The organism is Viridibacillus sp. d25.2, assembly GCF_055456015.2.
Genome location: NZ_CM196652.1, coordinates 1,686,110 through 1,707,617 on the forward strand (window position 1 = coordinate 1,686,110; position 21,508 = coordinate 1,707,617).

Below are 21,508 nucleotides of genomic sequence, written 5' to 3' on the forward strand. Positions count from 1 at the left end.
GGTTTATCTGTACACAAAATTGGTTAGGAACTTAATGGCTCCTCTAGAGAATATAAGAATTTCTCTATTTTTTCTTCTCCTACTTGTATCCATCTGCTTTTATCCTCAATGTGTCCGTCTGTATCTAAAGGTTTTTGAAATTGACTAACCCCAGCTACAGTTGCTAATGAATTTTCATCACGATCTAAACCGATATTTACTACATGTTTAATGATATAAGGGGGACCAAATAATATTAGAGCTTCATAGTGATCTAACTCTCCTTCTAAAACTATAAAGGGGAGTCTTAAATAAATGGTCTCTCCTGCTTCACGCCATAAAATGGAGTCAAATTGTCCTTGATCGTAATCGAAATTCATACAAAAGTTACAACCATTAGCTTCAAAAATATCTCGAATATATCCAAAATGAGTTCTTCTACCTTCAATCGGTGATTGTAGTTTGATCATTATTATTCACTCCTATTTAAATAACACTGTTACTATTCTTTACAAATAAAATAATTTCATACAAAAGAATGAAAAAGGTTTCTGAAATAGAGCGCGGCATGTAGCATTTTATTGATTTGGAGAAGTGTCCACGGAAAGTAAACAGTAAGCTTTGTAAAACCTAATTTATCCTATAAAAAACTAATTTTTTTCAAGTATTTCTGCACTCTGAATAGAATTCAATTTTATAAAGTCATTGAATATTAGCTTTTATTCTTGTTGTTGTGAAAATCTAAAAAAAGTTTATTTTTAAATAAATAATCATAGGTATTTATTTTTGGGACAACATAAGTAAGAAAAAATCTCAAGAGGTGATGATCATGATTATTGAAAGGTCGTCTAAGTGGGAAGAAGACTTCATAAATAAACTAGAGAATAATGGTGAATGGGATAGTTGGAAACTCTACAATATGACCTATGACGTATTGAAAACAAACCTTATTACTGAATTTGCTGGTCTCCAATCTCCAAAATACTTGCCCAACCTAACACCCCTTACCCACCAATTAGAAGCGGCTAAAACAGTCATCGAACGGATGAATGGGAAAGCGATTCTTGCAGACGAAGTTGGTCTTGGTAAAACGATAGAAGCGGGTTTAATATTGAAAGAATATCTAATTAGAGGGTTAGTAAAAAAAGCATTGATATTAGCCCCAGCTTCTCTTATCAATCAATGGGTCGAAGAATTGAACTATAAATTTTATATTCCAGTAATTGCATATAAAAAAAATATTCCGTTAGATCAATACGATATAGTAGTTATGAGTATGGATACGGCAAAAAAGAGTCCTCATAGAGAGGCGATATATGCTCAAAATTATGACATGATTATTATTGATGAGGCACACAAACTAAAAAATCATAAAACGAAAATCTACGAGTTTGTCCAAAGCTTGAAGAAAAAGTTTTGTTTATTATTAACTGCAACGCCAATTCAAAACGATGTATTTGAGCTATTTTATCTTATTTCTTTACTAAAACCTGGACATCTAGGTAATTACGAAATGTTCCAAACCTCGTTTTCTGCAAGCAAACATAATTTGGAACACGATGAATATTTAAGAGAATTGGTTAACCAAGTGATGGTCAGAAATAGAAGGCAAGATACAGGAATTGAATGGACGAATAGACAAGTGCAAATTATCCCAATTCAATTTACAGATGAGGAAAGAGAAGTTTACGATTTGATATTAAATTTAAAAGATGTTTCGTCTGCCTTTTCGGGAGCGTTTTCAATGATTACTTTGCAAAAGGAAATGTGTAGTAGCAAAGAAGCTACTTATTTGACCTTAAATAATATGCGCCAAAATTGCATTGAACAAGAAGAGGAAGATTATGTTGAAGGGGTTATCCAAAAATTAATGGCATTAGAGGTAAACTCGAAGGCAGAGAAAACTTACGAGATTATTTCCAAGACAGCTGATAAAGTCATTATTTTTACTGAATACCGAGCAAGTCAAGCTTATTTACAGTGGTATTTGAATTCAAAAGGCATTACAAGCGTCCTCTTTAACGGGAAATTTAAGAAAAACAAACGTGATTACATGAAGCACCTATTTAAGGAACATGCCCAAGTTTTGATTGCGACGGAAGCAGGAGGGGAAGGGATTAACCTGCAGTTTTGTCACCATGTCATAAACTATGATTTACCATGGAATCCGATGAAGTTAGAGCAACGAATTGGACGTGTCCATCGTTTAGGACAAGAACATGACGTTCAAATTTATAATCTAGTGACTGACAACACAATTGAAAAAGATATATTGGACATGCTTTACGTTAAAATTGATGTCTTTGAAAAAGTTGTTGGAGAGTTAGATGACATTCTATCGGCTTTAAAAAAATCAATCTAATATAAGGGATAACGGTGGTAAATGTTATTTGCCCAAAAAAGAAGCGCCAGGAGTATACAGAGGAGGGTTTACATGTTCCCACAACAAGTTCATGGTTATTTACGAAATTTTTTTTTAGAGAACAATTGCCATATTGTAAATGAAAGTGACCACTACATCACTGTTCAATTAACGATTGATATGGATAAGCGGATTATGAATCGCCCTTTCTATTGGAGGTACTTGGAAAGTACTGATGGCGTGCCGTGTCCAGCACAGTTAACTCTGATTACAGATCAAACAAAACTTAATAGCAATATTAAAGGAGAAATTGTACACTTTGGCTCTCCTCGGCTCAATCAACTATTTCAAGTGACTAAAGAGTTAGGAGCATTTGTACAAATGTTTGAGAGAGTAGATTATCTTGAAGCAAAAATCATTTTAACTCCATGGCTTTCTGTGAATTATAAAGTTTCATATTACAGTGATCAAACTAAAGAAATGCTGTATTCCTTTGGACTCAATTTAATGACAGGGCAGCTTTTAGATGGCTTTCAAGATTCATTAAGTGAAATGGATTTAGTAACAGCCATGCCAGAAAATGCTTTTGAACTCCCGTGTATTATAAAGCCTATTCGTGCGTTAGAACGATTAAATGTAGCAATTGAAAATATCATACGGCAAGATGATCATACTTGGGCTGAAGAAGCAAAGAAAAGATGGCAAAAGGCACAACAAGTATTAGAATATTTTTATGATGGGATAGAAGATAAGCCAGAAAATTACAAAATGGAAAAGCAAGCACTAGAAGAACAATACGATTCAAGAATTAAAATTGAAATTATAAATGGTGGGTTATTTTATTTGAAGTGATTAGGTAGGTATAAATAGGACGAGCCCGAAATATGTTCGGGTTCGTTATTTATTTGCAAATCATTATTTTTAGGACTTGAATGCTGATGATAGGGTCTTTTAAAAAGAAGACAATAGACTGTGCGGGAAATTATTAAGAGTAGGAACTACTTATATTCCAGTAAAAAATGTAGAACTTTCTTCTAAATGGTATTCCGCAAAAAAAATATTTACTTCTTGAGCTAATGGGACGATTGTAGAAGATACAGAATGCGGAATATCATTTGTATCAGTGACGGTGGTACCAAGCGTACGAACAATTTCTACTCCAACTCATACATAATTAAAGGAAAGTAGAGTCCATTAGAATTTTTAATCGTGTACAAAAAAGAAGACTGTTTGTGGAGAAAGATTATTTTCTTTTTCTCCCAGTATCTTTCGTTAAAGGTTGGATTTTCTTTTCTTTTTCAAAAATCAAATAGACATGGACATTGTTTTTATCCATTGTTATCACATCAACAACTTTTCCTTTACGGCCTTTAATTTTAATATTCTCTTCGACTAAGGGAATGATTCTTAAACACTTATTTAATAATAAAGTTTTGTTTTCATAAAAATGAACATTATACATCTGCTAATATCTCCTTAATATTAAAATTTTATTTCCTAACTGTAGAGTTATATAAATTATTTTATGATTACATCAGAAATATAGAACAATGTCCCATATGTCATTTATTGCTATGCTAAAGTTAAGAATCGTTGGATTTTTAATGAAATGGCTGTTTTTTATTGTGACAACAAAGAAGTTAAACAAAATTTAAACTATAACAAAAGCCAAATTTGTAATTTGGCTTTTTTCGTGCTGAATTTTACTTAACGTTAGTGTAATGCCGGTTTACATTCATATGAGTCCTTTTTGGGGAGAAGACTTTAAAAAACTTAAGCCTTAAGCCACAGTTCCAATAAGAGCCTTACTAAAGGATATGTTTTTCTCAAAGGTTTTGCATAGTATGTTACATGTGCACTATCTCATTTGAGAGAGGAGTTATGATTTGGCTAATACTAAGCTCACAGGGAGAATTGTTACACCAGATGATCCTGATTACGAACAGGCAAGGATAAATAATAACTTAAGTATTCCGAAATTCCCAAGTATAATCGTATTCTGTCAAAAGACGAAAGACGTATTAAATGCCTTGAAATGGGTAAGGGAAAAAAACGAACTATTCCGGATACGAAGCGGTCGACATAGCTATGAGAATTTTTCATTAGTCAATGGTGGCTTAATCATTGATGTCAGTGAAATGAATAAAATTAAGATTGACCGGGAAGCAATGACGGCAAAGATAGAAGCTGGTGCTGATTTAGGAAAAGTATATAAAAAATTATGGAAATATGGCATGACCATTCCAGCAGGGACAGAAGGTAGTGTGGGGGTAGTTGGTCTAACACTTGGTGGAGGAATAGGTATGTTATCACGCCCATTCGGACTTACTTGTGATAATCTGATTGAAATCGAGATGGTAAGAGCGGTTGGACATAAAGGCGCAGAACTGATTAAAGCAAATCAAAATGAAAATAGGGATCTATTATGGGCTTGTCGTGGGGGAGGAGGAGGTAACTTTGGTATCGTCACGTCCCTTACATTTAAGCTGCATGCTATTTCAAATGTATCTCTCTTCTCTGTTTCATGGAAGTGGGAAGATCTTGAAGTTGCATTTGATGCATGGCAAAACTGGGCACCTCAAACGGATGAAAGATTAACTTCGCAGATTGAATTAAAATCAAAAGAAGCAGGAGAAATCATTTCTCAAGGCATATTTGTAGGTTCTGCATCCAAGTTAAAGAAATTACTTAAGCCTATTACTTCTGTCGGCTCACCAACAAAAGTATGGGTAAAGGAAGTTCCGTATATTGAAGCGGTCAAATTCTTTGACGTACCAAGTGGAAACCAACCAGCACTTCGCAAGAGGTCAGGATCATTTATCGAAAATCCTTTTCCGCGTAAAGCAATCAATAGGATGAAGCATTTATTAGCAAACGCTCCAAATAGAAATTCGAGCATTTGGCATCAATCACTGGGTGGGGCAGTAGGCAAAATCGCTTCATATGAAACGGCATATTTTTATAGGAATGCAATCATTGCTCAAGAGTACCTTACTACATGGGAAAATCCAGAAGAAGAAAAGCAAAATATTAGGTGGGTAGAAGAAGTAAGAAACACATTATCTCCCTTTACAGATGGCGACTATGTAAATTTTCCAGATCTATATATTAGAAATTGGCCGATAACGTACTATGGAAATAATTTTAGGCGCCTTCGAGAAGTGAAAACAAAATACGATGCATTCAATGTATTTAATTTCCCTCAGAGTATCCCGCCTTATAAGAGGTGGATTTAAAAGAGAGTACACATCAATTAACACTAAATCTAACAAATGGCGTCGGAATAACCAATTGGGTTGAGAATCTTCCCAATTAAAAAACCCCAACCTATGAGAAGGGGTTTTTTTAATATATTATTCTATTATTTTAATAAAAATTGAGCTTTCATTTGTAATTTCCCGCCTTGAAATGTAAAGTTAGCATTTGATATTCCATCTTTACCATAATACATTATCATATAAGTATAATACGGGTCTCCTTTTTGGCCAACCTCGGAAATTAATTCTCCTTTACCACCAACGATTTTCTTTACACTCTTATAAGACATACCATTTTTAATTTTATTGAATTCTTTTTTTGTTATTGTTACTTTTGATTTCGCGTATGCTACATCTTGTCCGTTAATTGAAATGGGTGTAACTACTCCGAATGTTAATACGCTTGCCACTAAAAGACCAATAATAATTTTCTTCATCTAATCACCCTTTTGTAAGTTATATTTTACCTATTATATATAATTATTCAATATATTAATAGTTATTAATGAAAAAACTGTGTTTTAAAACTACATCAAATAATAAGTTCACTTTAAAAGTTTTGCTTGCATCTATACTTATATAAAATTGCGCCATTCTATATGCATAATCCGATTCAGAGTGCTAACAATAAGGAAGATATGTACAAAAGGGAGCGGATCCATCATGTTATCATTTCAACCTAATTGTTGGTCAGAGCATGAAGAGCTTGAGGTTGTTTTGCTTTGTGCACCATCTAAGCTAGAGGTGCCAAAATTAAAGATTGCTGAGTATGTAGGGTGGAGCTCTTCTGTTAATCATGCAAAAGCACAACAAAATTTCATGGAGTTTAAATATACATTGGAGAATAGAGGAATTAAGGTCATCGATTATTCAGAAGAGTTATCGCAAGATGAACGAAACTTAAGTGATCAGCTGCTTAATCGTTATTTTGTACGGGATCTTGCTTGTGTGTTTGGGAATATCATTTTACAAGGAGAAGCAGGGGTTTCTATGAGGCGTCCTGAGTATGTACAAGCTCATTCTCTAATGGAAAAGTGGTTTCCAAAAACCTTTTTATCACATGAAAATGATAATGTGAGAGCACTAGAATTTGGGGATGTACTAATTCTAAATAGAGATGCTGTATTAATAAATATTGGCATGCGTACAAGTAAAGAAAGCGTGGAGAGAGTGAAGGAAAAGATTTTTCATGCTGGTTTTTCAGAAATAGGAATAATTGATTTGCCACGTAGGCCAGATACACTTCATTTAGATATGAATTGTAATGTAGCAAACGAGGATTTACTTATTGCGAAGAGCTTCGTACGCTATTTACCAGTACATGTTTTGACAGAGAATTCTTCTCGATTTGAAATGCCAGAGCAATTTTTAGAGCGCCATGGATTTGAAGCATACTGGTTAGATGACTATAATACTATTCCTGATATTAACTTTCTTAACATAGATCCAGAAACATTATTAATAAGTAAGCAAGCACATAAGCAGATGTTCAAAAATCACCCTAAATTGCAAAAGAAGAAAATTATTGAAATTGAAGTAACGGAGTTAGAGAAAGGTGGAGGTGGCATTCGCTGTATGACACTGCCGCTTAGAAGGAAATCATTAATATAAAATACACCGTAATAATGGTATAGGAGTGATCCTAATGGGATCAAAAACGGGTAAAGGCAGTATGACGTGGTGGCAGTTTTCTCTACTGGGCGTGGGTTGTACTATTGGAACAGGTTTTTTTCTTGGTTCAAGTATAGCCATTGAGAAAAGTGGACCAGCTGTTTTGATTCCCTTTTTTTTAGCTGCAATCGGAACATATATTGTATACGATGCATTAGTGAAGGTGTCTGTTGCCAATCCTGATAAAGGTTCTTTCCGTTCATATGCAAAGAAAGCATTTGGAAAGTGGGCAGGATTTAGCAATGGATGGATATATTTAATATCAGAGATGCTGATTATGGGTAGTCAACTCATGGCGTTAGGGCTATTTACGCAGTTTTGGTTTCCCTCGCTTCAGCTATGGATAGGAACATCCATTTTCGCTGTACTAGGGTTACTTGTAATTCTTACAGGTATTAAAGGGTTTGAAAAATTCCAAAATATTTTTGGTGTGATGAAAATGGCAGCTATTGTTATGTTCATCATTGTCGCTGTGGTCATATTTAGTAGAGGGGTGAATAGTCAACCGAGTGAGGTCCATTTATTGTTTGATAACTATAAGAACTTCTTTTCAGAGGGCTATAGAGGACTTTGGCTTGCGCTACTCTATGCATTTTATGCTTACGGTGGAATAGAAGTAATGGGCCTATTAATCATTGATTTGAAAAAACCTAGACAAGCACCTAAAGCTGGGAAAATAATGCTGCTAGTACTGACCATCATCTATGTTTTGTCCATCGCCCTTGCCTTGGTACTTGTTTCTTGGCAGGAAATCAAAGTAGAAGAAAGTCCATTTATTACCGCACTTGAAAATTTTCAGGTCCCGTATGTGACGGACATCTTTAATGGTATTCTTATTATTGCTGGTTTTTCAACGATGGTCGCTTCATTATATGGCGTGTTGACTATTTTAATTTCTCTTGCTGAAGATCATGATGCGCCTGCTATTCTAGTCAAAAAAGGGAAAATGAAAGTCCCTTTACCAGCATTTCTTTTTGTAGCTGGTAGTTTACTTATCACCAGCATCATTGGCTTCTTACTACCAGAAAAGATTTTTGAATATATGATAACTGCAGCAGGTTTAATGCTACTGTATAATTGGCTGTTTATTTTAGTGACGTATACAAAGCTGATGAAATTGTCGAAATGGGACCGAGTCAAAACAACTTTAGGTATGTTACTTATCGTAATTACTGTATCAGGTACATTTGGTGAAAAAACAAGCAGACTTGGATTATATGTGAGCCTGCTCTTCTTAGTCATTATAGGAATCGTTACTTTTATAATGGCGAAAAAATCGGGGAGTAATAAGCGTAGTGTTTGATAAAAGATCCCTTTTTCGCGCGAAATTACAATTTGCTTTTTAATCTCATAAAAGGACATTTGGATGTACTACTAGCATCATCGCTTAAAAAATATTGCTTCCATTCATGATTATCTTCTTGTCCATACCATTTTAAATCGGGATGACCTGGAATGCCATCATAAGCAACAAGGCGTTTACGTATCAATTTTTTCATTTTGCGTCCAAAATCCGTAGAGTTGTTAATTTCCTCGAACACCCAACGTGGCTGAAATGCAATGAAAAGAGATGGGAAATGACGACTTTTTCGTAATGTATGAGCAGGTGTGGCACAGAAAACAAAATACGGTTCTCCATCAAAGCAAAATTCCCATTTGTGATGAGAGGGATCTGTTGGTATATCTTCTGGCCAATCCTTTTCATCAAATGTCGTCAGCTTATTTAAAATGGACCAAAATAATTTTCGATAATCCTTCCAATTATAGCTCTTAATCATATCCTCTGGTGTTTCTAAGAAAATAGCTAATGAAGTATTTTTTCCCGCATCACGTGAACATTTTCCAAATATCCTTAAACTATTTGCCAAATCATTTATAGAACTTAGTTCCCTTGGATCTCCTATGAAATTAAACCTAAGATGATTCGATAAAAATCCATGTCTTGCAGGGACACACGGAAACGTATTGTCGTCATCTGCTAACATGGATGAGAAGGATGTATAAGCTATTTGTTGCCATAGGGGAAGTGTTTCAAATTGTTCATCTATCCAATTCTTTTCTAAAAGTACTTTCACTTGAGAAGCCTCCTTCTATACTTAATTACTGTATTAAAGGAGGCCCAAATGGGTGACTATCGGTCTGGAGTAATTAAAACTAAACCAATAAGGGGTTCTTCATCGATTTGGAGCAAGATTTTTGTTACGTGCCACTTCTTTTACTAAAAGTGGAACTGCGATTCAACGTGAGCAATTAATTTGTGGGCATAGTGGGTAAACGATTGGAATGTGTCACATTAAAAAATTTAGAAAGATGGGATATAGTATGACAAATTTCGATAGAGGGAATAAAAAAAGGAATGGATTATTTAAGATTATTTAATTCGTGCAGTTTATAGTAATTCCTTTGAGCATCATAACATTGAGGTGTATATGAGAAACGGGATTGTTCGATGATCTTATTATAATTATCAATTTGATTTAACAGGGGTTTTATTCCACGTTTTTTCAATTAATGTTAGAATTCCAAATATAATAAGGGTTAACACCTATTACCTCTGATTTATAAAAAATCCACTTGAATGGAATCCCAAATAATAAAGCTATTCCAAAACTAATCCAAATTTTTGTGTTTTTGCTCATGTGTTTATCCACTCCTTATAAAAAACAATTGATAGAAACTACAAAACAGAGATAAGAGCACCTAGTTCATTACATATTATTAAATTGATGTAAAATAAAGTCATATATACCAAGAATAGGGAAATGGGTTACTCAATGAAAAAGAGTATTTTTACGCTTATGTTTCTCGTAGTATTTGGTGTAATAATAATTGCATTGTTATTTTTGTGTATTTATTAGATATTTTGAATAGAAAAGTAAATAGTGACTATAGCTGTTGAAAAAAGTGAAAATTGTTGCTTGAGAAAAGCTCTTAAAAGCAACTAACTATTATTTTACATATCTATGTATATCTAAAGTGATTTCAGAACTAATGATGAATTGTGCAATTGTTCAAAATTTATTATTTGCTAGAGGTATCAGATAAAAATAATCTCACTATATGTGGAATTGTAAAATTATAAAAAATTCAAAATATTCTTGATTTTATAAAAAAAAAATATAAAATATCAAAAGAGGTATAACTTGGTAAAGAAGGTGATATTATGAAATTTGAATTTAAAGAAGAAGTTGCATTAGAAGCTTCAAAAAGTTCAGAAACTGCTTGCTAATCTCAATTATTAATTATTAAATATTAATTTTCACCATAAAAGTTATGCCTCTAAAATTCATTTAAGGTGGGTGTTATATGAGTCATACAAATATGTTAGATTTGAAAAAAAATATAATTGACATTTTACAACTTGACATGGATATTGAAAAATTAGAAAGTACTACATTGTTGGTATCTGCAGATAATGATCTAGGTCTAGACTCTCTTGATATTTTTGAGTTAGTAGCGAGTTTGGAAGACATTTATGAAGTTTCTTTGGTAGACATTAATTGGGAAATGATAAAAACTATTGGTGATTTACATATATATATAGACTCTAAGATGAAAGAAGAGGTTTAATTTGAATCTAATCCCTGTAGTAAACAAGTCAATTGAAATACGATCAAATGAAAATGAAATTATGTTTATTGATAAAATAACTGACAAAATTTTCACTTTTGTTGCTGATAAAAGCGTAATTGAACTATTCAAATTAATTGATGGTAAAAAAACAATTGAAAATTTATATACTGAACTAAAACAAATCTATAATAATATTGAACTTGATGACTTGTTAAATGTTATCCGGATTTCTCATCAAAAGAAAATAATTTTGGACAGTAACGAGAATAAAGTAAATAATTCACTTGAAGAAACTACTTGGAGTAGACAAATACCCTTTTGGAAGAAATTCAGTAAAAGTACAAAAGATGGTTTTGATATTCAAACAAAAATACATAAGTCACACATTTGTATTGTGGGACTTGGCGGGACAGGTAGTTGGGTTGCGATGTATTTAGCACAATTAGGAATTGGCGAATTAACATTAATTGATTTTGACAGAATTTCATTAAGTAATTTAAATCGACAATTGTTATATCAAATTGAAGATATCGGGAAATCGAAAATAGAAGCAGCAGAATGTAATCTTAAAAAAATTAACCCTGATATATTAATAAATAAATATGACTTAAAAATTGTTCCCAATTCCAATTTAGATGAAATTCTATCAACTGTAGATTTTGTCATAAGTTGTGCAGATGAACCTAATGTTGCTTCAATTGCAAGAATTCTTTCAAAAGAATGTATGAAACTAAATATACCTCATAGTGTAGGTGGTGGTTATAATGGACATCTTGGAATGTTAGGACCTACGATTATACCATTTGAAACTCCATGCTGGGAGTGTTATGAAATGTCAGTAAAAGAAGAACCAGAATGGAGACAAATGCAATTAGTTCGAGCATCTGAATTATCTGAAGCACCTTCACTTAATTTGGTTTCAAGTTTTGTTGCAAACATACAAACATTTGAAATTATTAAATCAATAACAGGAGTTGAAAAGCCTATTCTTTTTGGAAAAAAAGGGGAAATAGATTTCAATACTCTTGAAATTACCTATACCAGATTTAAGAGAGAACCAACTTGTGAAAAGTGCGGTAAAAAGAAGAACTTTGAAATGAGGCCTAAAAATGAAGAAATTCGACACTGAAAAATCAGATTTATCAGGTTTTTTAGGTACTAAAAACCTGATAAGTAACTCCGAACAATTTATGGAACTTTCTAATATTTTAGATGATAAATTGTTATATAAGTTATTTAAAGATATAAACAAAAATGAAAATGAGTTACTCCCTGAATATATTTCTGAATATGAAAATGTTGTATACCAGAATTGTTACAATACTAATTTATACGAAATGAATATCGATATCCAAAAAGTCACAGATAAAAACTTGGAATTTGGACTAAGAAAAAATTCTCTAATAGCGTACTATTTATTAACAATGAGAAAAACATCAAAGAGAGAAGAAAATCTTAAAATTACAGGATTAGAGAAAATTAATACTTATTTAGATAATGAAAATAAAGGATTTACTTTAGCTTTCTACCATTGGGGACTATTTCAAAATTTGATTCCAATAATTCTAACTATCTTCAAAAGACCAATTGTTCTTTATGCTAGTAAAGAATCTGTTGATTATCAAAAAAGACTTATAGATTTATATATGCCAGAATTTACAGAACAATTAATACCGTTACCTGTAGATTTTACATCGATTAATAAATGTATATCATTTATTAATCAAGGCTATATAGTTTGCATTTTACCCGAATTGAACGGACTAAATTCAACTAAGCAGACATCTATTCAGACATTTTTAGGCGAAAATATTGTAATGCCATTAGGTACTGCCACATTAAGTGCCTATAGCGAAACACCGATTTTTAGAGCTTTCTTAGAGGAAGAAAGCGAGGGTAAATTGTGGATAGACTTCGATCTGATTACTAATAACGTGAAAAAAAACAGAACAAGTATAGAAGATGCTACTAAATTGATTTGGGATGATTTAGAAATATTATGTTATAAAAATCCCGAAAAATGGTTTGGGTGGGAAATACTTGAGAGAATTAAATGTAAATAAAAAAACATCATTTATTAAATATCTAATCAATGAACCTATGTTAATCTGCTATATTATTACAAGATTCGGAAGTATGGCTAACATATTAGTAACTAATTGGTATATATGGGAAATCACTAAATCGCCATTAATTGTTGGTTTAACAGGTAGTTTAACTAGTATAGCTTCATTTTCAGGGTTGTTCTCAGGAATTATAATTGATAGATTTAATAAATTGAAATTAATGTTAATTTCTGAAATTTCAAGAACTTTTAGTTTTCTATTCATTCCAATAATGTCTGTTTATTCCGACTTATCATGGGTATCTCTAGGTTTTCAATTATTAATTATTACCTTGATTAATCAGTTCTATTCACCTGCCCTCCGTACTTATTTGCTAGATAGAGTGAAAGACAATGAAATTCCAAAATTAAATAGTTATTTATTTAGTATAGAACAAGTAGCTTTAATTATTGGAGCATTATTCGCAGGTTCTATTCTAATTCCGCTTGGTTTTGAAATTTCATTCCTTATACTATTCCTTATTTTTTCTTTAAGTTTGCTAATTGTTGTTATAGCATTTAATCTTCGTAAATTCGACGACAAACAAATAAGAAAAGAACTCGAGATTAATTCTAAGAGAAAATTAACAAGCGATTTTTTTGAAACTTATAAGTTTATTTATCAGGAGAAAGTTCTTTTACAATCTACGCCACTAATTTTATTTTTATTTTTCTCTTTTTCTCCATTTTTAATTATGCTAAATATTTGGTCTGATGAAATTTTAAATGCTGGGTCTTATGGATATAGTTTAATGGAAATTTTCTTCCCGGTTGGTATGTTGCTTGGGGGTATATTTTCTGCCTTTTTAACTAAGAAATTTAGTTATAGAAGTATTATCTTTTTCTGTCTATTATGTGCAGGTTGTGTGACTTTAGGTTTTTCATTTAGTCATATACTTTTATTTTCTCTATTATTATTAGCGATTATTGGAATGAATATTTCAGTAGCTAACATTGCCTTTGTCAATATTCAATCAACAATAGTTCCTGAACAGTTGAGAGGCCGTTTTTTTTCTACTATACAAACATTTAATGGGATTGCATTATCTATTGGTTATACAGCATCTGGATCTTTTTCTAGTTTAATTGGTATCGAAAATATATTTAGAATATTGGGGTTATTTTTTATTCTTTCTTCTATTATATTTTTATGTTTCCGATCATTTCACGGTATAAGACAAACTACGACTACAAATAAAGGAGAAAAAAATGGTTGAGATTAGTTTTTTATCTAATATTAAAGGTGATTTAATTTCCAATAGTTCTTCTAGTGGTTTTTTCTTTATTGCAACATATAAGAGTGTCGATAGATTATATTTTTACTGTATTAAAACTAAAGAAGTTTCAGAAGAATTTCGATTAAATACAAATTATATTTTTAAAAATCTCACTCTGCAGTTTAATAGAATTCTTATTCATTATAATTCTAATAATAAAGATGGCATTTTAATATTAGATGAAAGTTCGCCAAAAGCATATATCGAAGATATAACATTTAAAAAAACCGAACAATTAAAACAGTTCAGACTAGTAAAAAACTTGAATTCCTTACTTTATAACGTGATAGATAAAAATTTAGGTGTAAGTAAATTATGTTTAATAAACTTAGAAACGTTATTAGAAAAAGAACTTTATTTACATGATGGACTAATATCTATTCAAGATTCATCTGCAAATGAAAACTTCGTCGCATTCATTTTAAGTGAGATTGGTGTGTGTGTGAATATTGGATATATAGATATATCTACAAAGATGGTATTTGTAGATAAAATATATGCGATGAGAGTAACTAAATTATTATGGAAAAATAATGATGGGCTATACATTCTTACTAATGAATTTGATGAATTTAATTCTATATATCATATTTCGATAACTGATATTCAATCAAATAGGGTACAATATCAACTTTCACCTATTTATAAGCTAGAATACGATATTGAATCTGTAAATAAGATAAATGATAATCTATATTTATTAAAAACAAATCGTCTAACAAAAAACGAGATATTATTAAGTGATTTTAAGCAAATAAATCAATTAATTAAAATACCTGATGCTAAAGTTAAACATATTGCTATATCTAATAATGGTGAACATTTGTTAACTTTTATAAGCACTATAAATACACCTTTAATATTAAAGTGTTTTAATTTAACAACTAATAGCGATGAAACATTTATAATCCAATCAGTAGAAGAACCTTCAAACATATCTTATAATTCAGAACAGTTAGGTTCCGATATATTTTTCAATATATATTATAAGAATTTAAAAGAAGTTCAACCAGTACTAATTTATTTACATGGTGGACCACATATACAAGATACTCCTGAATATAATTGGCTTAGAAATTATATTGTTAATAAGAATTATTCTTGGGTTTCTCTAAATTATCATGGTAGTTCTGGCTTTGGAAAACAATTTGAAGAATGTATATATGGTAATTGGGGAAATCATGAACTGAAGGATATCGAAGAATTATATTCTTGGCTAGTAAAACAAACTTGGGTTGATAAAAATAATATTATAATAGCTGGTGATAGTTATGGTGGATATTTAAGCCTTCTTGCAGGTTCTAAATTAAACTTGAATTTTAGTAAGGTCATTTCTATGTCTGGACCAGTGAACTTAGTTGATTTTATAATAAATATGCCTAAAGAAACTCAAAATATTTTAGTAGATATTGTTGGAGATATACGTAACCAGAAAGTATTGGAAAATCTAACTGCAAATTCTCCAAATCAATACATTCATAACCTTATAGCACCTACATTCATTGCATATGGAACTCAGGACTCTAAAATTAATGTGAAATCCGTAGAAGATTTTATATCTAAGGGTAGAGATTTGGATAAGAGGATTGTTAGTGTTTCATTTGAAAATGAAGGTCACATCTTTTCTGATTCAAAAAATATCCAATATTTATTGAAAGCTTTGTTTACTTTTATATTTACATAATACTAAGTTCTTGCTTTGATAATAGGGATTTGTGATATTCTAGGAGGTCATTTAGAAGTCTAATAACAAAAAAAGTACACCACTAAATATAAGTGATGGTATGTCAACACTAAACTGGATAACTTTCATGGCAAACTGGTATCATGATGCTAGTTGGGAACACAAAAATGGTTCTTATTCTTATAGATCAAATCCTTTTGTGCTTTTATTTTTTAGTGAATTTGTATAAAGTCATTTTTCCCGTTCTAATAGTAATATATGCGCTAGTCCTAAAATGTATCCACATTACGAATATCAGTTTCTATATGGTAATTCGTTATGTCATATTCACTTGAAGTAAGCAATTTTTTAAATAATAAAAGGACTCCATCAAACTTAGATGGAGTCCTAATTTATGATTGGTCAATACCTTTTGGATATACCTACATCATTATAATTGAAGGATCTAAATAAACCAATAAATAATATTATATTAATATTTAATTACTTCAAAATTTGATTAGTATTTTAATGATGGAGTAACGGAGATGTTAAGTTTACAACTATATCATAATACCATTAAGAAAGGATGTTTCCATTTCGATTGGAATATTTAAATCAAATTGATGCCATTCAAATACTTAAAGGCATCCATAAGTTGGCCATTCTTATGCAAAACAGCTATTAAAAAGAGGGAAATACAAGTAATAGGATGGCATCGAACGAGTGAGTAATTTAGTGATATTCAAATCCGAACTGTTGGGGAAAATCTTCACTTGAATTACGCAAACGAGGCTTTAAAAACAGCGGTAGAGGAAGAGCAATTTAATCGATTGCAGCAGCTCAAGATAAAGAAAGAATAAAACCCCACTTAAGTGGTCTAATTCAACAAAGAAAGAATATTCTGTTTTTTGTTAGAGTGGGTGTTTTCAGTATTAATATAATGGTGAAATTGTAAAAAATAAGAGGTGGTTAGTTATTATAAAAAAAGCGAGTATATTTGCAATCTTATTTTTGTTGGTTACTATTTCCGCATGTAATGGTAAAGATGAAATATCTCATGATTGGAAAGAAAGTGAAATATTTGAGTCAGGTACTTATAAAATGATCGGTATCGAAGGACGTGTAGGTTTTATTTATGATAAAGATATGATGCCTCTTGTGGAGGGGAGGGGAAATAAATTCATGTGGCACTTATGGGGAGACAAAGATCAACTGGAAAAAAAATTTAAAGTTTTAGGTACTCATGAAGGTAGTGAAGAAGAAATTATCATAATACCTGAGACAACACGAGAATTGAAAATTAGTCCTAATAATGGTGCAGACATTAGTATTCCAAGTAATATGGAGTTCAAAAAAAGTGGAATGTGGAAACTTGATGTTTACTTAGATAATAAACTCTTCGATTCTATTTATGTTAATGTGAATAAAAAATAATGTTTATTAAATCAACAACCAACTGGAGTAAATAACGATATTCTTAATAGAATAAAGCTCAATAATGTATTCATTCTCCCATTACCTCCGATACGAGTTAACAGATGTGAAATTTCTTTTTATCGGCATGTTAGTATGACTGATATCGTTTGCTTTATGACTCTTTTGGGGGCTTAAAATACTAATTAACAGGAGATTTTATCCTTGTTTTGTTATTTTTAAAAGGATGGTTTTCTTTATTCATTAACGTATAAAGTGTACAAAGAAAAACAAACTAATAAAGTAATTTATAAATGAATGAATGAGGAGGTCAATGAATGGCGGATCAACATCATCCAAATTCTAATGAATCAAATGACAGATCGGACAGTGTAGCAAGAATTCAAAGCATGATTGAAAATACGAAAAAGAATATTCATGAAGCTGAAATCAGTATGGAATTTGCAGGTGAAGAAGAGCTTGAAAATCTTCAGGAAAAAAATCAACGTCGTAAACATGAAATAGATATCAAGATAAAGGAAATGCAAGACAAGATGCAGCAGTAACTAGAAAAAGCAGTTTAAAGCAGGAATCATGGAGGCCGAAATAATAGTATTTTATATACATTCATTTCAGCCTTCTTTTAGTGTTATGGTCGTGCTCTGATATTCTTAATGGAAACAGAATATGAACAAGTTCGTTCAATCAGATGAGCAGGTATAAGCATATCGTAAGCGTTACCTTGAAAAATTTATGATGTATGGATAAATGAAAAACAACAGCTAATTGATGAAGAAAGGATGCATTTTAAATGTATCCTTTTTTTGTTAAACACAGTAATATAGATTATTTTTCCATTTATATTCCTTTTTGATGTAAAGTAAGCTTGACTTTGGATAAATTGTAAATTAAAATAAATGTAAAGTTAACTTTACTAAGAAGATGGAGATAAAATGAAAAATAACATTAAAGCATTTCGGGTACAAAATCATTACACGCAAGATGATCTTGCAGAAAAGTTAGAAGTATCTAGACAGACAATTATTTCATTGGAAAAGGAACGATACAATCCTTCAATTACTTTAGCCTTTAAGATTTCTCGATTATTCAACTGTTCAATTGAAGATGTTTTTATTTATGAGGAGGAATAAGAATGGAAAGAATGTGGATGGGAATTGGAATTTTTACCTTTGTAGTGGCAATTATATTATTAACAACTGTAGGAAACCATATGTACTTAAAAAAGAAGAAAATTGTTGATGAGCGGTATAATCGTATCCATCATTTAGGGCGTTCATATGCATGGTTTGCGTCAACAGGGATTATTGTCATTGTATGGTTTTTAGCACTTTTTATTTTTGATTCTTTACTGGCTTTTTACTTAATTACAGCGATTTATGTAGGTCACATGTTATCCTACATCATAGGAGCAGCAGTTGCCCAAAGTAAAAATTAAAATATTTATATCGAACTCTATTTGTAGGATTATTTAACATTGGTAGTTACTTTAAATTTGTGATTTTCTATTCAAAGTGCGGAGTGGTAATTCTTTTGAAGTGAAAGGAAGTATTTCTAACTATTGCTATTCTTTTTTGTTAATATTCGGTATCAGCTATTTTTAAATTGCACTATTGTGCCCCTGGATTTTATGAGTTTCTACAAATAGAAAACGACATTGTAATTCGAAAAAATATCATAAGAAATAGCTTAAATAAGTACATAAATATCTTATGTATTGAATCAAAAAAAGAAAAGTGGAATTAGCAAATTCACCATTGTTACTTTGTTAGGATCTTTCGTCATCCTATTAGCTTTACTTATTTTGGCGGATCGTGAACTTAAATCTGTAACATGTTATTAAATCTAAGTGGAATCATATAATTTAAGAGATTAGAAGGTGAATATTGCAATGAAAAGAATATTTTTTTTAATGTTAATTGTTATTATTATAGCTGGTTGTAATGGGATATCTTCATTAAATAATACTTATAACCAAGCACAGGGCAAAGTTATTGTGGATAATAAAGGTTATACAATGATGATAGGTAATTTCGAATGGGAAGAAGATGATTTTGAAGCTAAAAAAATTAGTAATTCCGATATAAATGACTTAGCAGTTGGGTTTGATACATTAGAAGTTAAAAAAGGTAATAAATTAAAAATTGAAATTGAACAAAATCCTTCTTCAATAATCGTGAATCAATTGAATGCAGATGGTACAAGTGATACTATTGAACTCAAAGATAATGAAATAACTCTTCCATCGGATGGGGGAACTTATATTTATGAAGTTATCGCAAGATGGAAAGAAGGAAAAATAAGTTATGTTTTTGATATTAATATAAAATAATATATTGTAGAAAAATTTAAGAAGGATTTACATCCTAATTGTTAGATATTAAACCTAACAATTGGGATGTTTTTTTATGTGGAAATTTCTATATGTCCTGAAATCCAATCACAAGATGTTAAATATTCTTCTTTTACATCTTCCATTGAAAGTTTGAGCAAAATTCTTCCTTCACCTTTGATTTCTAAATTATTTATACTTTTTATATCCCCTATATCTAAATCACCATATATTCCAGATTTCTTTAATGGATCTGCTCCAAAAAATTCATTTTGTCTTTGAAATTTACACCAAAATTCCCTAAAAGAAATTCACCTGTCTTATACTGTTCGCTACAACCAACTACTAAAATTAAAGTGACGTAAATGTAAAATTATATATAAAATAGCATTTTTGTATTTTAGGGAAAAGTTGAGGGCGATGGTACTTCAACTGTTTGTAGTAAAGGCGATATTGAATTTATTTAACCTTCGTCTTTTAGGTATTTAAGTATTTTCAAGGTAAATCATTTAAGGTCAAAATATTACGTGAAAATTCAAAAAACATGCTTAGTATAGGAAGTATTGTTGTGTTTAAAGATTAAATGCCAATGGTTTTCAATCTGCTTCAAGTATACAAAGAGCACAGCTAGGGTCAAAAAAGGTGAAGCTTGTATCAAATACAATTTATTCTATTCTAGATTCTCCTACGTACAAAGCGAAAAACAACTGAAGTTCTCTATTACATTAATAGTTGTGAGAGTTTCAGGTATTTCGGCTGTTGATTGGGACAAAGATGCATTACGAAAGAAATGGTTTTAGGAAGTAAATTTGAAAAGCTATTTCAAATGATTTAATTATTACAAAGAAAAAAAGTATATAAAAGAAATTTTTGCAGTAGCTGTCCTGGATTCAAATCAAAGGGCGGCTTTTTTCTATTCAGCCACTTTTCAAAAGTTAAATTTGTTTAGTTCTTTTTACTATAAAAGGTGAATAAACTTACTTATAGAGCTCATATCTACGAGTATTTAAGGAGATATAATGTTCGTTACAAATAAGAAATATTTTATTGACATCTTTAGTCATTACAATAATAGAGGAGCGGAGCGATTGCTTGTAGATATTCATAATCATATATTACCCGGACTTGACGATGGGCCAAAGTCGATTGAAGAGGCAATTTTACTTGCTAACAATGCAGTAGCAAATGGAATAACGCATATTATTGCCACTCCTCATCATCATGATGGAAAATATATGAACCCATCCTCTGTAGTAGAAGAGGCTGTGGTCAACTTCAATAAGGAATTAAATGATAAAGCAATTCCATTGCAAATTCTACCGGGGCAAGAAACACATTTATATAATGGCATGATAGCTGATTTAAGTAAGGAACTAATAACATTAGCGAATAGTGGAAAATATATATTAATAGAATTACCGATAAATCACATTCCTACCTTCACATTTGATATCCTATTCCAAATCCAGTTGAAAGGGTTTATACCTATAATAGTGCATCCTGAAAGGAATATGGTATTTAGAAAAGACAAGCAGAAGCTTTATGAACTAGTGAATAAAGGTTCTCTCGTACAAGTCACTGCCTCCAGTTTGATTGGTGTAAATGGTAGAGCAATAAAAAAATACATAAAATATTTGATAAAACATAATTTGGTTCACTTTATATCTTCAGATGCACATCATCCTGTTAGGCGACCTTTTTTATTGAAAACGGCCTATCAATACGTACGAGAAAAGTTTTCTGAGGATCACGTTACTTATTATAGCGAAAATGCTAAACACGTCGTATTTGGTACTGACTTTCAACCAAAGCGACCAATCAGTTTTAAAAAAGCTCGAGATAAGTGAATTGAATGC

Annotated in this window: 20 protein-coding genes and 1 pseudogene; 17 read left to right on the top strand and 4 right to left on the bottom strand. The window is 31.2% G+C overall.

The window, feature by feature from the left end:
- Positions 1–23 precede the first annotated feature (23 nt).
- Positions 24–449: a YugN family protein gene (locus tag ACZLO7_RS08345; RefSeq protein ID WP_464938853.1), complete on the bottom strand. Its 426-nt coding sequence runs from the start codon at positions 447–449 to the stop codon at positions 24–26.
- A 359-nt stretch (positions 450–808) separates the two neighbouring features.
- Here ACZLO7_RS08345 and ACZLO7_RS08350 point away from each other — a divergent pair, with 359 nt between their 5' ends.
- The 3 genes and pseudogenes from ACZLO7_RS08350 to ACZLO7_RS08360 form a co-directional block, all read left to right on the top strand.
- Positions 809–2,341, top strand: coding sequence for a DEAD/DEAH box helicase (locus tag ACZLO7_RS08350; protein WP_464938854.1), 1,533 nt, complete (start codon positions 809–811; stop codon positions 2,339–2,341).
- A gap of 72 nt (positions 2,342–2,413) precedes the next feature.
- On the top strand, positions 2,414–3,193 hold the full coding sequence (locus tag ACZLO7_RS08355; RefSeq protein WP_464938855.1) for a YqhG family protein: 780 nt from the start codon (positions 2,414–2,416) through the stop codon (positions 3,191–3,193).
- Between the two features lie 118 nt (positions 3,194–3,311).
- A pseudogene (locus ACZLO7_RS08360) lies at positions 3,312–3,395 on the top strand (VOC family protein); the annotation flags it as partial.
- A 189-nt stretch (positions 3,396–3,584) separates the two neighbouring features.
- Here ACZLO7_RS08360 and ACZLO7_RS08365 read toward each other — a convergent pair.
- On the bottom strand, positions 3,585–3,803 hold the full coding sequence (locus ACZLO7_RS08365) for a hypothetical protein (protein ID WP_464938856.1): 219 nt from the start codon (positions 3,801–3,803) through the stop codon (positions 3,585–3,587).
- Positions 3,804–4,227: 424 nt separating this feature from the next.
- On the opposite strand from ACZLO7_RS08365, the gene ACZLO7_RS08370 reads away from it, so the two are divergent.
- Complete coding sequence (locus tag ACZLO7_RS08370) at positions 4,228–5,577, top strand: FAD-binding oxidoreductase (protein WP_464938857.1); 1,350 nt, start codon at positions 4,228–4,230, stop codon at positions 5,575–5,577.
- A gap of 125 nt (positions 5,578–5,702) precedes the next feature.
- Here the strand turns inward: ACZLO7_RS08370 and ACZLO7_RS08375 are convergent, their stop codons facing one another.
- Positions 5,703–6,035, bottom strand: a complete 333-nt coding sequence (locus tag ACZLO7_RS08375) for a DUF3862 domain-containing protein (RefSeq protein WP_464938858.1) — start codon at positions 6,033–6,035, stop codon at positions 5,703–5,705.
- A 226-nt stretch (positions 6,036–6,261) separates the two neighbouring features.
- On the opposite strand from ACZLO7_RS08375, the gene ACZLO7_RS08380 reads away from it, so the two are divergent.
- Both ACZLO7_RS08380 and ACZLO7_RS08385 read left to right on the top strand, forming a co-directional pair.
- On the top strand, positions 6,262–7,209 hold the full coding sequence (locus tag ACZLO7_RS08380; RefSeq protein ID WP_464938859.1) for an arginine deiminase family protein: 948 nt from the start codon (positions 6,262–6,264) through the stop codon (positions 7,207–7,209).
- Positions 7,210–7,243: 34 nt separating this feature from the next.
- Positions 7,244–8,572 (top strand): amino acid permease, encoded by a 1,329-nt coding sequence (locus ACZLO7_RS08385; RefSeq protein ID WP_464938860.1) that lies wholly within the window; start codon positions 7,244–7,246, stop codon positions 8,570–8,572.
- Between the two features lie 25 nt (positions 8,573–8,597).
- On the opposite strand, the gene ACZLO7_RS08390 is transcribed toward ACZLO7_RS08385, so the two are convergent.
- A complete protein-coding gene (locus ACZLO7_RS08390; protein WP_464938861.1) occupies positions 8,598–9,344 on the bottom strand; it encodes a YqcI/YcgG family protein in 747 nt (248 codons plus the stop codon).
- 1,231 nt (positions 9,345–10,575) lie between these two features.
- Between ACZLO7_RS08390 and ACZLO7_RS08395 the strand changes: the two genes are divergently transcribed.
- The 11 genes from ACZLO7_RS08395 to ACZLO7_RS08445 all read left to right on the top strand — a co-directional run bounded on the left by ACZLO7_RS08395 (position 10,576) and on the right by ACZLO7_RS08445 (position 21,499).
- Positions 10,576–10,839 carry a phosphopantetheine-binding protein gene (locus tag ACZLO7_RS08395; protein WP_464938862.1) on the top strand — a complete coding sequence of 88 codons (264 nt, stop codon included), beginning with the start codon at positions 10,576–10,578 and terminating at the stop codon, positions 10,837–10,839.
- 1 nt (position 10,840) lies between these two features.
- Entirely contained in the window at positions 10,841–11,971 is a 1,131-nt protein-coding gene (locus ACZLO7_RS08400) for a HesA/MoeB/ThiF family protein (protein WP_464938863.1), read from the top strand.
- A complete protein-coding gene (locus tag ACZLO7_RS08405) occupies positions 11,952–12,905 on the top strand; it encodes an LpxL/LpxP family acyltransferase (protein WP_464938864.1) in 954 nt (317 codons plus the stop codon). The genes ACZLO7_RS08400 and ACZLO7_RS08405 overlap by 20 nt, the downstream gene beginning before the upstream one ends.
- Positions 12,883–14,163, top strand: coding sequence for an MFS transporter (locus tag ACZLO7_RS08410; RefSeq protein WP_464938865.1), 1,281 nt, complete (start codon positions 12,883–12,885; stop codon positions 14,161–14,163). The genes ACZLO7_RS08405 and ACZLO7_RS08410 overlap by 23 nt, the downstream gene beginning before the upstream one ends.
- A complete protein-coding gene (locus tag ACZLO7_RS08415; RefSeq protein WP_464938866.1) occupies positions 14,156–15,907 on the top strand; it encodes an alpha/beta hydrolase family protein in 1,752 nt (583 codons plus the stop codon). Before ACZLO7_RS08410 ends, ACZLO7_RS08415 begins: the two co-directional genes overlap by 8 nt.
- Before the next feature lie 993 nt (positions 15,908–16,900).
- Entirely contained in the window at positions 16,901–17,323 is a 423-nt protein-coding gene (locus ACZLO7_RS08420) for a DUF4871 domain-containing protein (RefSeq protein WP_464938867.1), read from the top strand.
- Between the two features lie 317 nt (positions 17,324–17,640).
- Positions 17,641–17,868 carry a small acid-soluble spore protein Tlp gene (locus tag ACZLO7_RS08425; RefSeq protein ID WP_464938868.1) on the top strand — a complete coding sequence of 76 codons (228 nt, stop codon included), beginning with the start codon at positions 17,641–17,643 and terminating at the stop codon, positions 17,866–17,868.
- A gap of 387 nt (positions 17,869–18,255) precedes the next feature.
- Complete coding sequence (locus ACZLO7_RS08430) at positions 18,256–18,453, top strand: helix-turn-helix transcriptional regulator (RefSeq protein WP_464938869.1); 198 nt, start codon at positions 18,256–18,258, stop codon at positions 18,451–18,453.
- A gap of 2 nt (positions 18,454–18,455) precedes the next feature.
- On the top strand, positions 18,456–18,758 hold the full coding sequence (locus ACZLO7_RS08435; RefSeq protein WP_464938870.1) for a hypothetical protein: 303 nt from the start codon (positions 18,456–18,458) through the stop codon (positions 18,756–18,758).
- A gap of 453 nt (positions 18,759–19,211) precedes the next feature.
- Positions 19,212–19,652 carry a hypothetical protein gene (locus ACZLO7_RS08440; RefSeq protein WP_464938871.1) on the top strand — a complete coding sequence of 147 codons (441 nt, stop codon included), beginning with the start codon at positions 19,212–19,214 and terminating at the stop codon, positions 19,650–19,652.
- Between the two features lie 1,019 nt (positions 19,653–20,671).
- Positions 20,672–21,499: a tyrosine-protein phosphatase gene (locus ACZLO7_RS08445; RefSeq protein ID WP_464938872.1), complete on the top strand. Its 828-nt coding sequence runs from the start codon at positions 20,672–20,674 to the stop codon at positions 21,497–21,499.
- Positions 21,500–21,508 lie beyond the last annotated feature (9 nt).

Excerpts from the sequence above, each read along its gene's own strand:
- ACZLO7_RS08395 (WP_464938862.1), top strand. The coding sequence starts at position 10,576 with ATGAGTCATACAAATATGTTAGATTTGAAAAAAAATATAATTGACATT.
- ACZLO7_RS08345 (WP_464938853.1), bottom strand. The coding sequence starts at position 449 with ATGATCAAACTACAATCACCGATTGAAGGTAGAAGAACTCATTTTGGA.
- ACZLO7_RS08380 (WP_464938859.1), top strand. The coding sequence starts at position 6,262 with ATGTTATCATTTCAACCTAATTGTTGGTCAGAGCATGAAGAGCTTGAG.
- ACZLO7_RS08425 (WP_464938868.1), top strand. The coding sequence starts at position 17,641 with ATGGCGGATCAACATCATCCAAATTCTAATGAATCAAATGACAGATCG.
- ACZLO7_RS08415 (WP_464938866.1), top strand. The coding sequence starts at position 14,156 with ATGGTTGAGATTAGTTTTTTATCTAATATTAAAGGTGATTTAATTTCC.
- ACZLO7_RS08430 (WP_464938869.1), top strand. The coding sequence starts at position 18,256 with ATGAAAAATAACATTAAAGCATTTCGGGTACAAAATCATTACACGCAA.
- ACZLO7_RS08385 (WP_464938860.1), top strand. The coding sequence starts at position 7,244 with ATGGGATCAAAAACGGGTAAAGGCAGTATGACGTGGTGGCAGTTTTCT.
- ACZLO7_RS08355 (WP_464938855.1), top strand. The coding sequence starts at position 2,414 with ATGTTCCCACAACAAGTTCATGGTTATTTACGAAATTTTTTTTTAGAG.
- ACZLO7_RS08375 (WP_464938858.1), bottom strand. The coding sequence starts at position 6,035 with ATGAAGAAAATTATTATTGGTCTTTTAGTGGCAAGCGTATTAACATTC.
- ACZLO7_RS08440 (WP_464938871.1), top strand. The coding sequence starts at position 19,212 with ATGAAAAGAATATTTTTTTTAATGTTAATTGTTATTATTATAGCTGGT.
- ACZLO7_RS08445 (WP_464938872.1), top strand. The coding sequence starts at position 20,672 with ATGTTCGTTACAAATAAGAAATATTTTATTGACATCTTTAGTCATTAC.
- ACZLO7_RS08350 (WP_464938854.1), top strand. The coding sequence starts at position 809 with ATGATTATTGAAAGGTCGTCTAAGTGGGAAGAAGACTTCATAAATAAA.
- ACZLO7_RS08365 (WP_464938856.1), bottom strand. The coding sequence starts at position 3,803 with ATGTATAATGTTCATTTTTATGAAAACAAAACTTTATTATTAAATAAG.
- ACZLO7_RS08405 (WP_464938864.1), top strand. The coding sequence starts at position 11,952 with ATGAAGAAATTCGACACTGAAAAATCAGATTTATCAGGTTTTTTAGGT.
- ACZLO7_RS08435 (WP_464938870.1), top strand. The coding sequence starts at position 18,456 with ATGGAAAGAATGTGGATGGGAATTGGAATTTTTACCTTTGTAGTGGCA.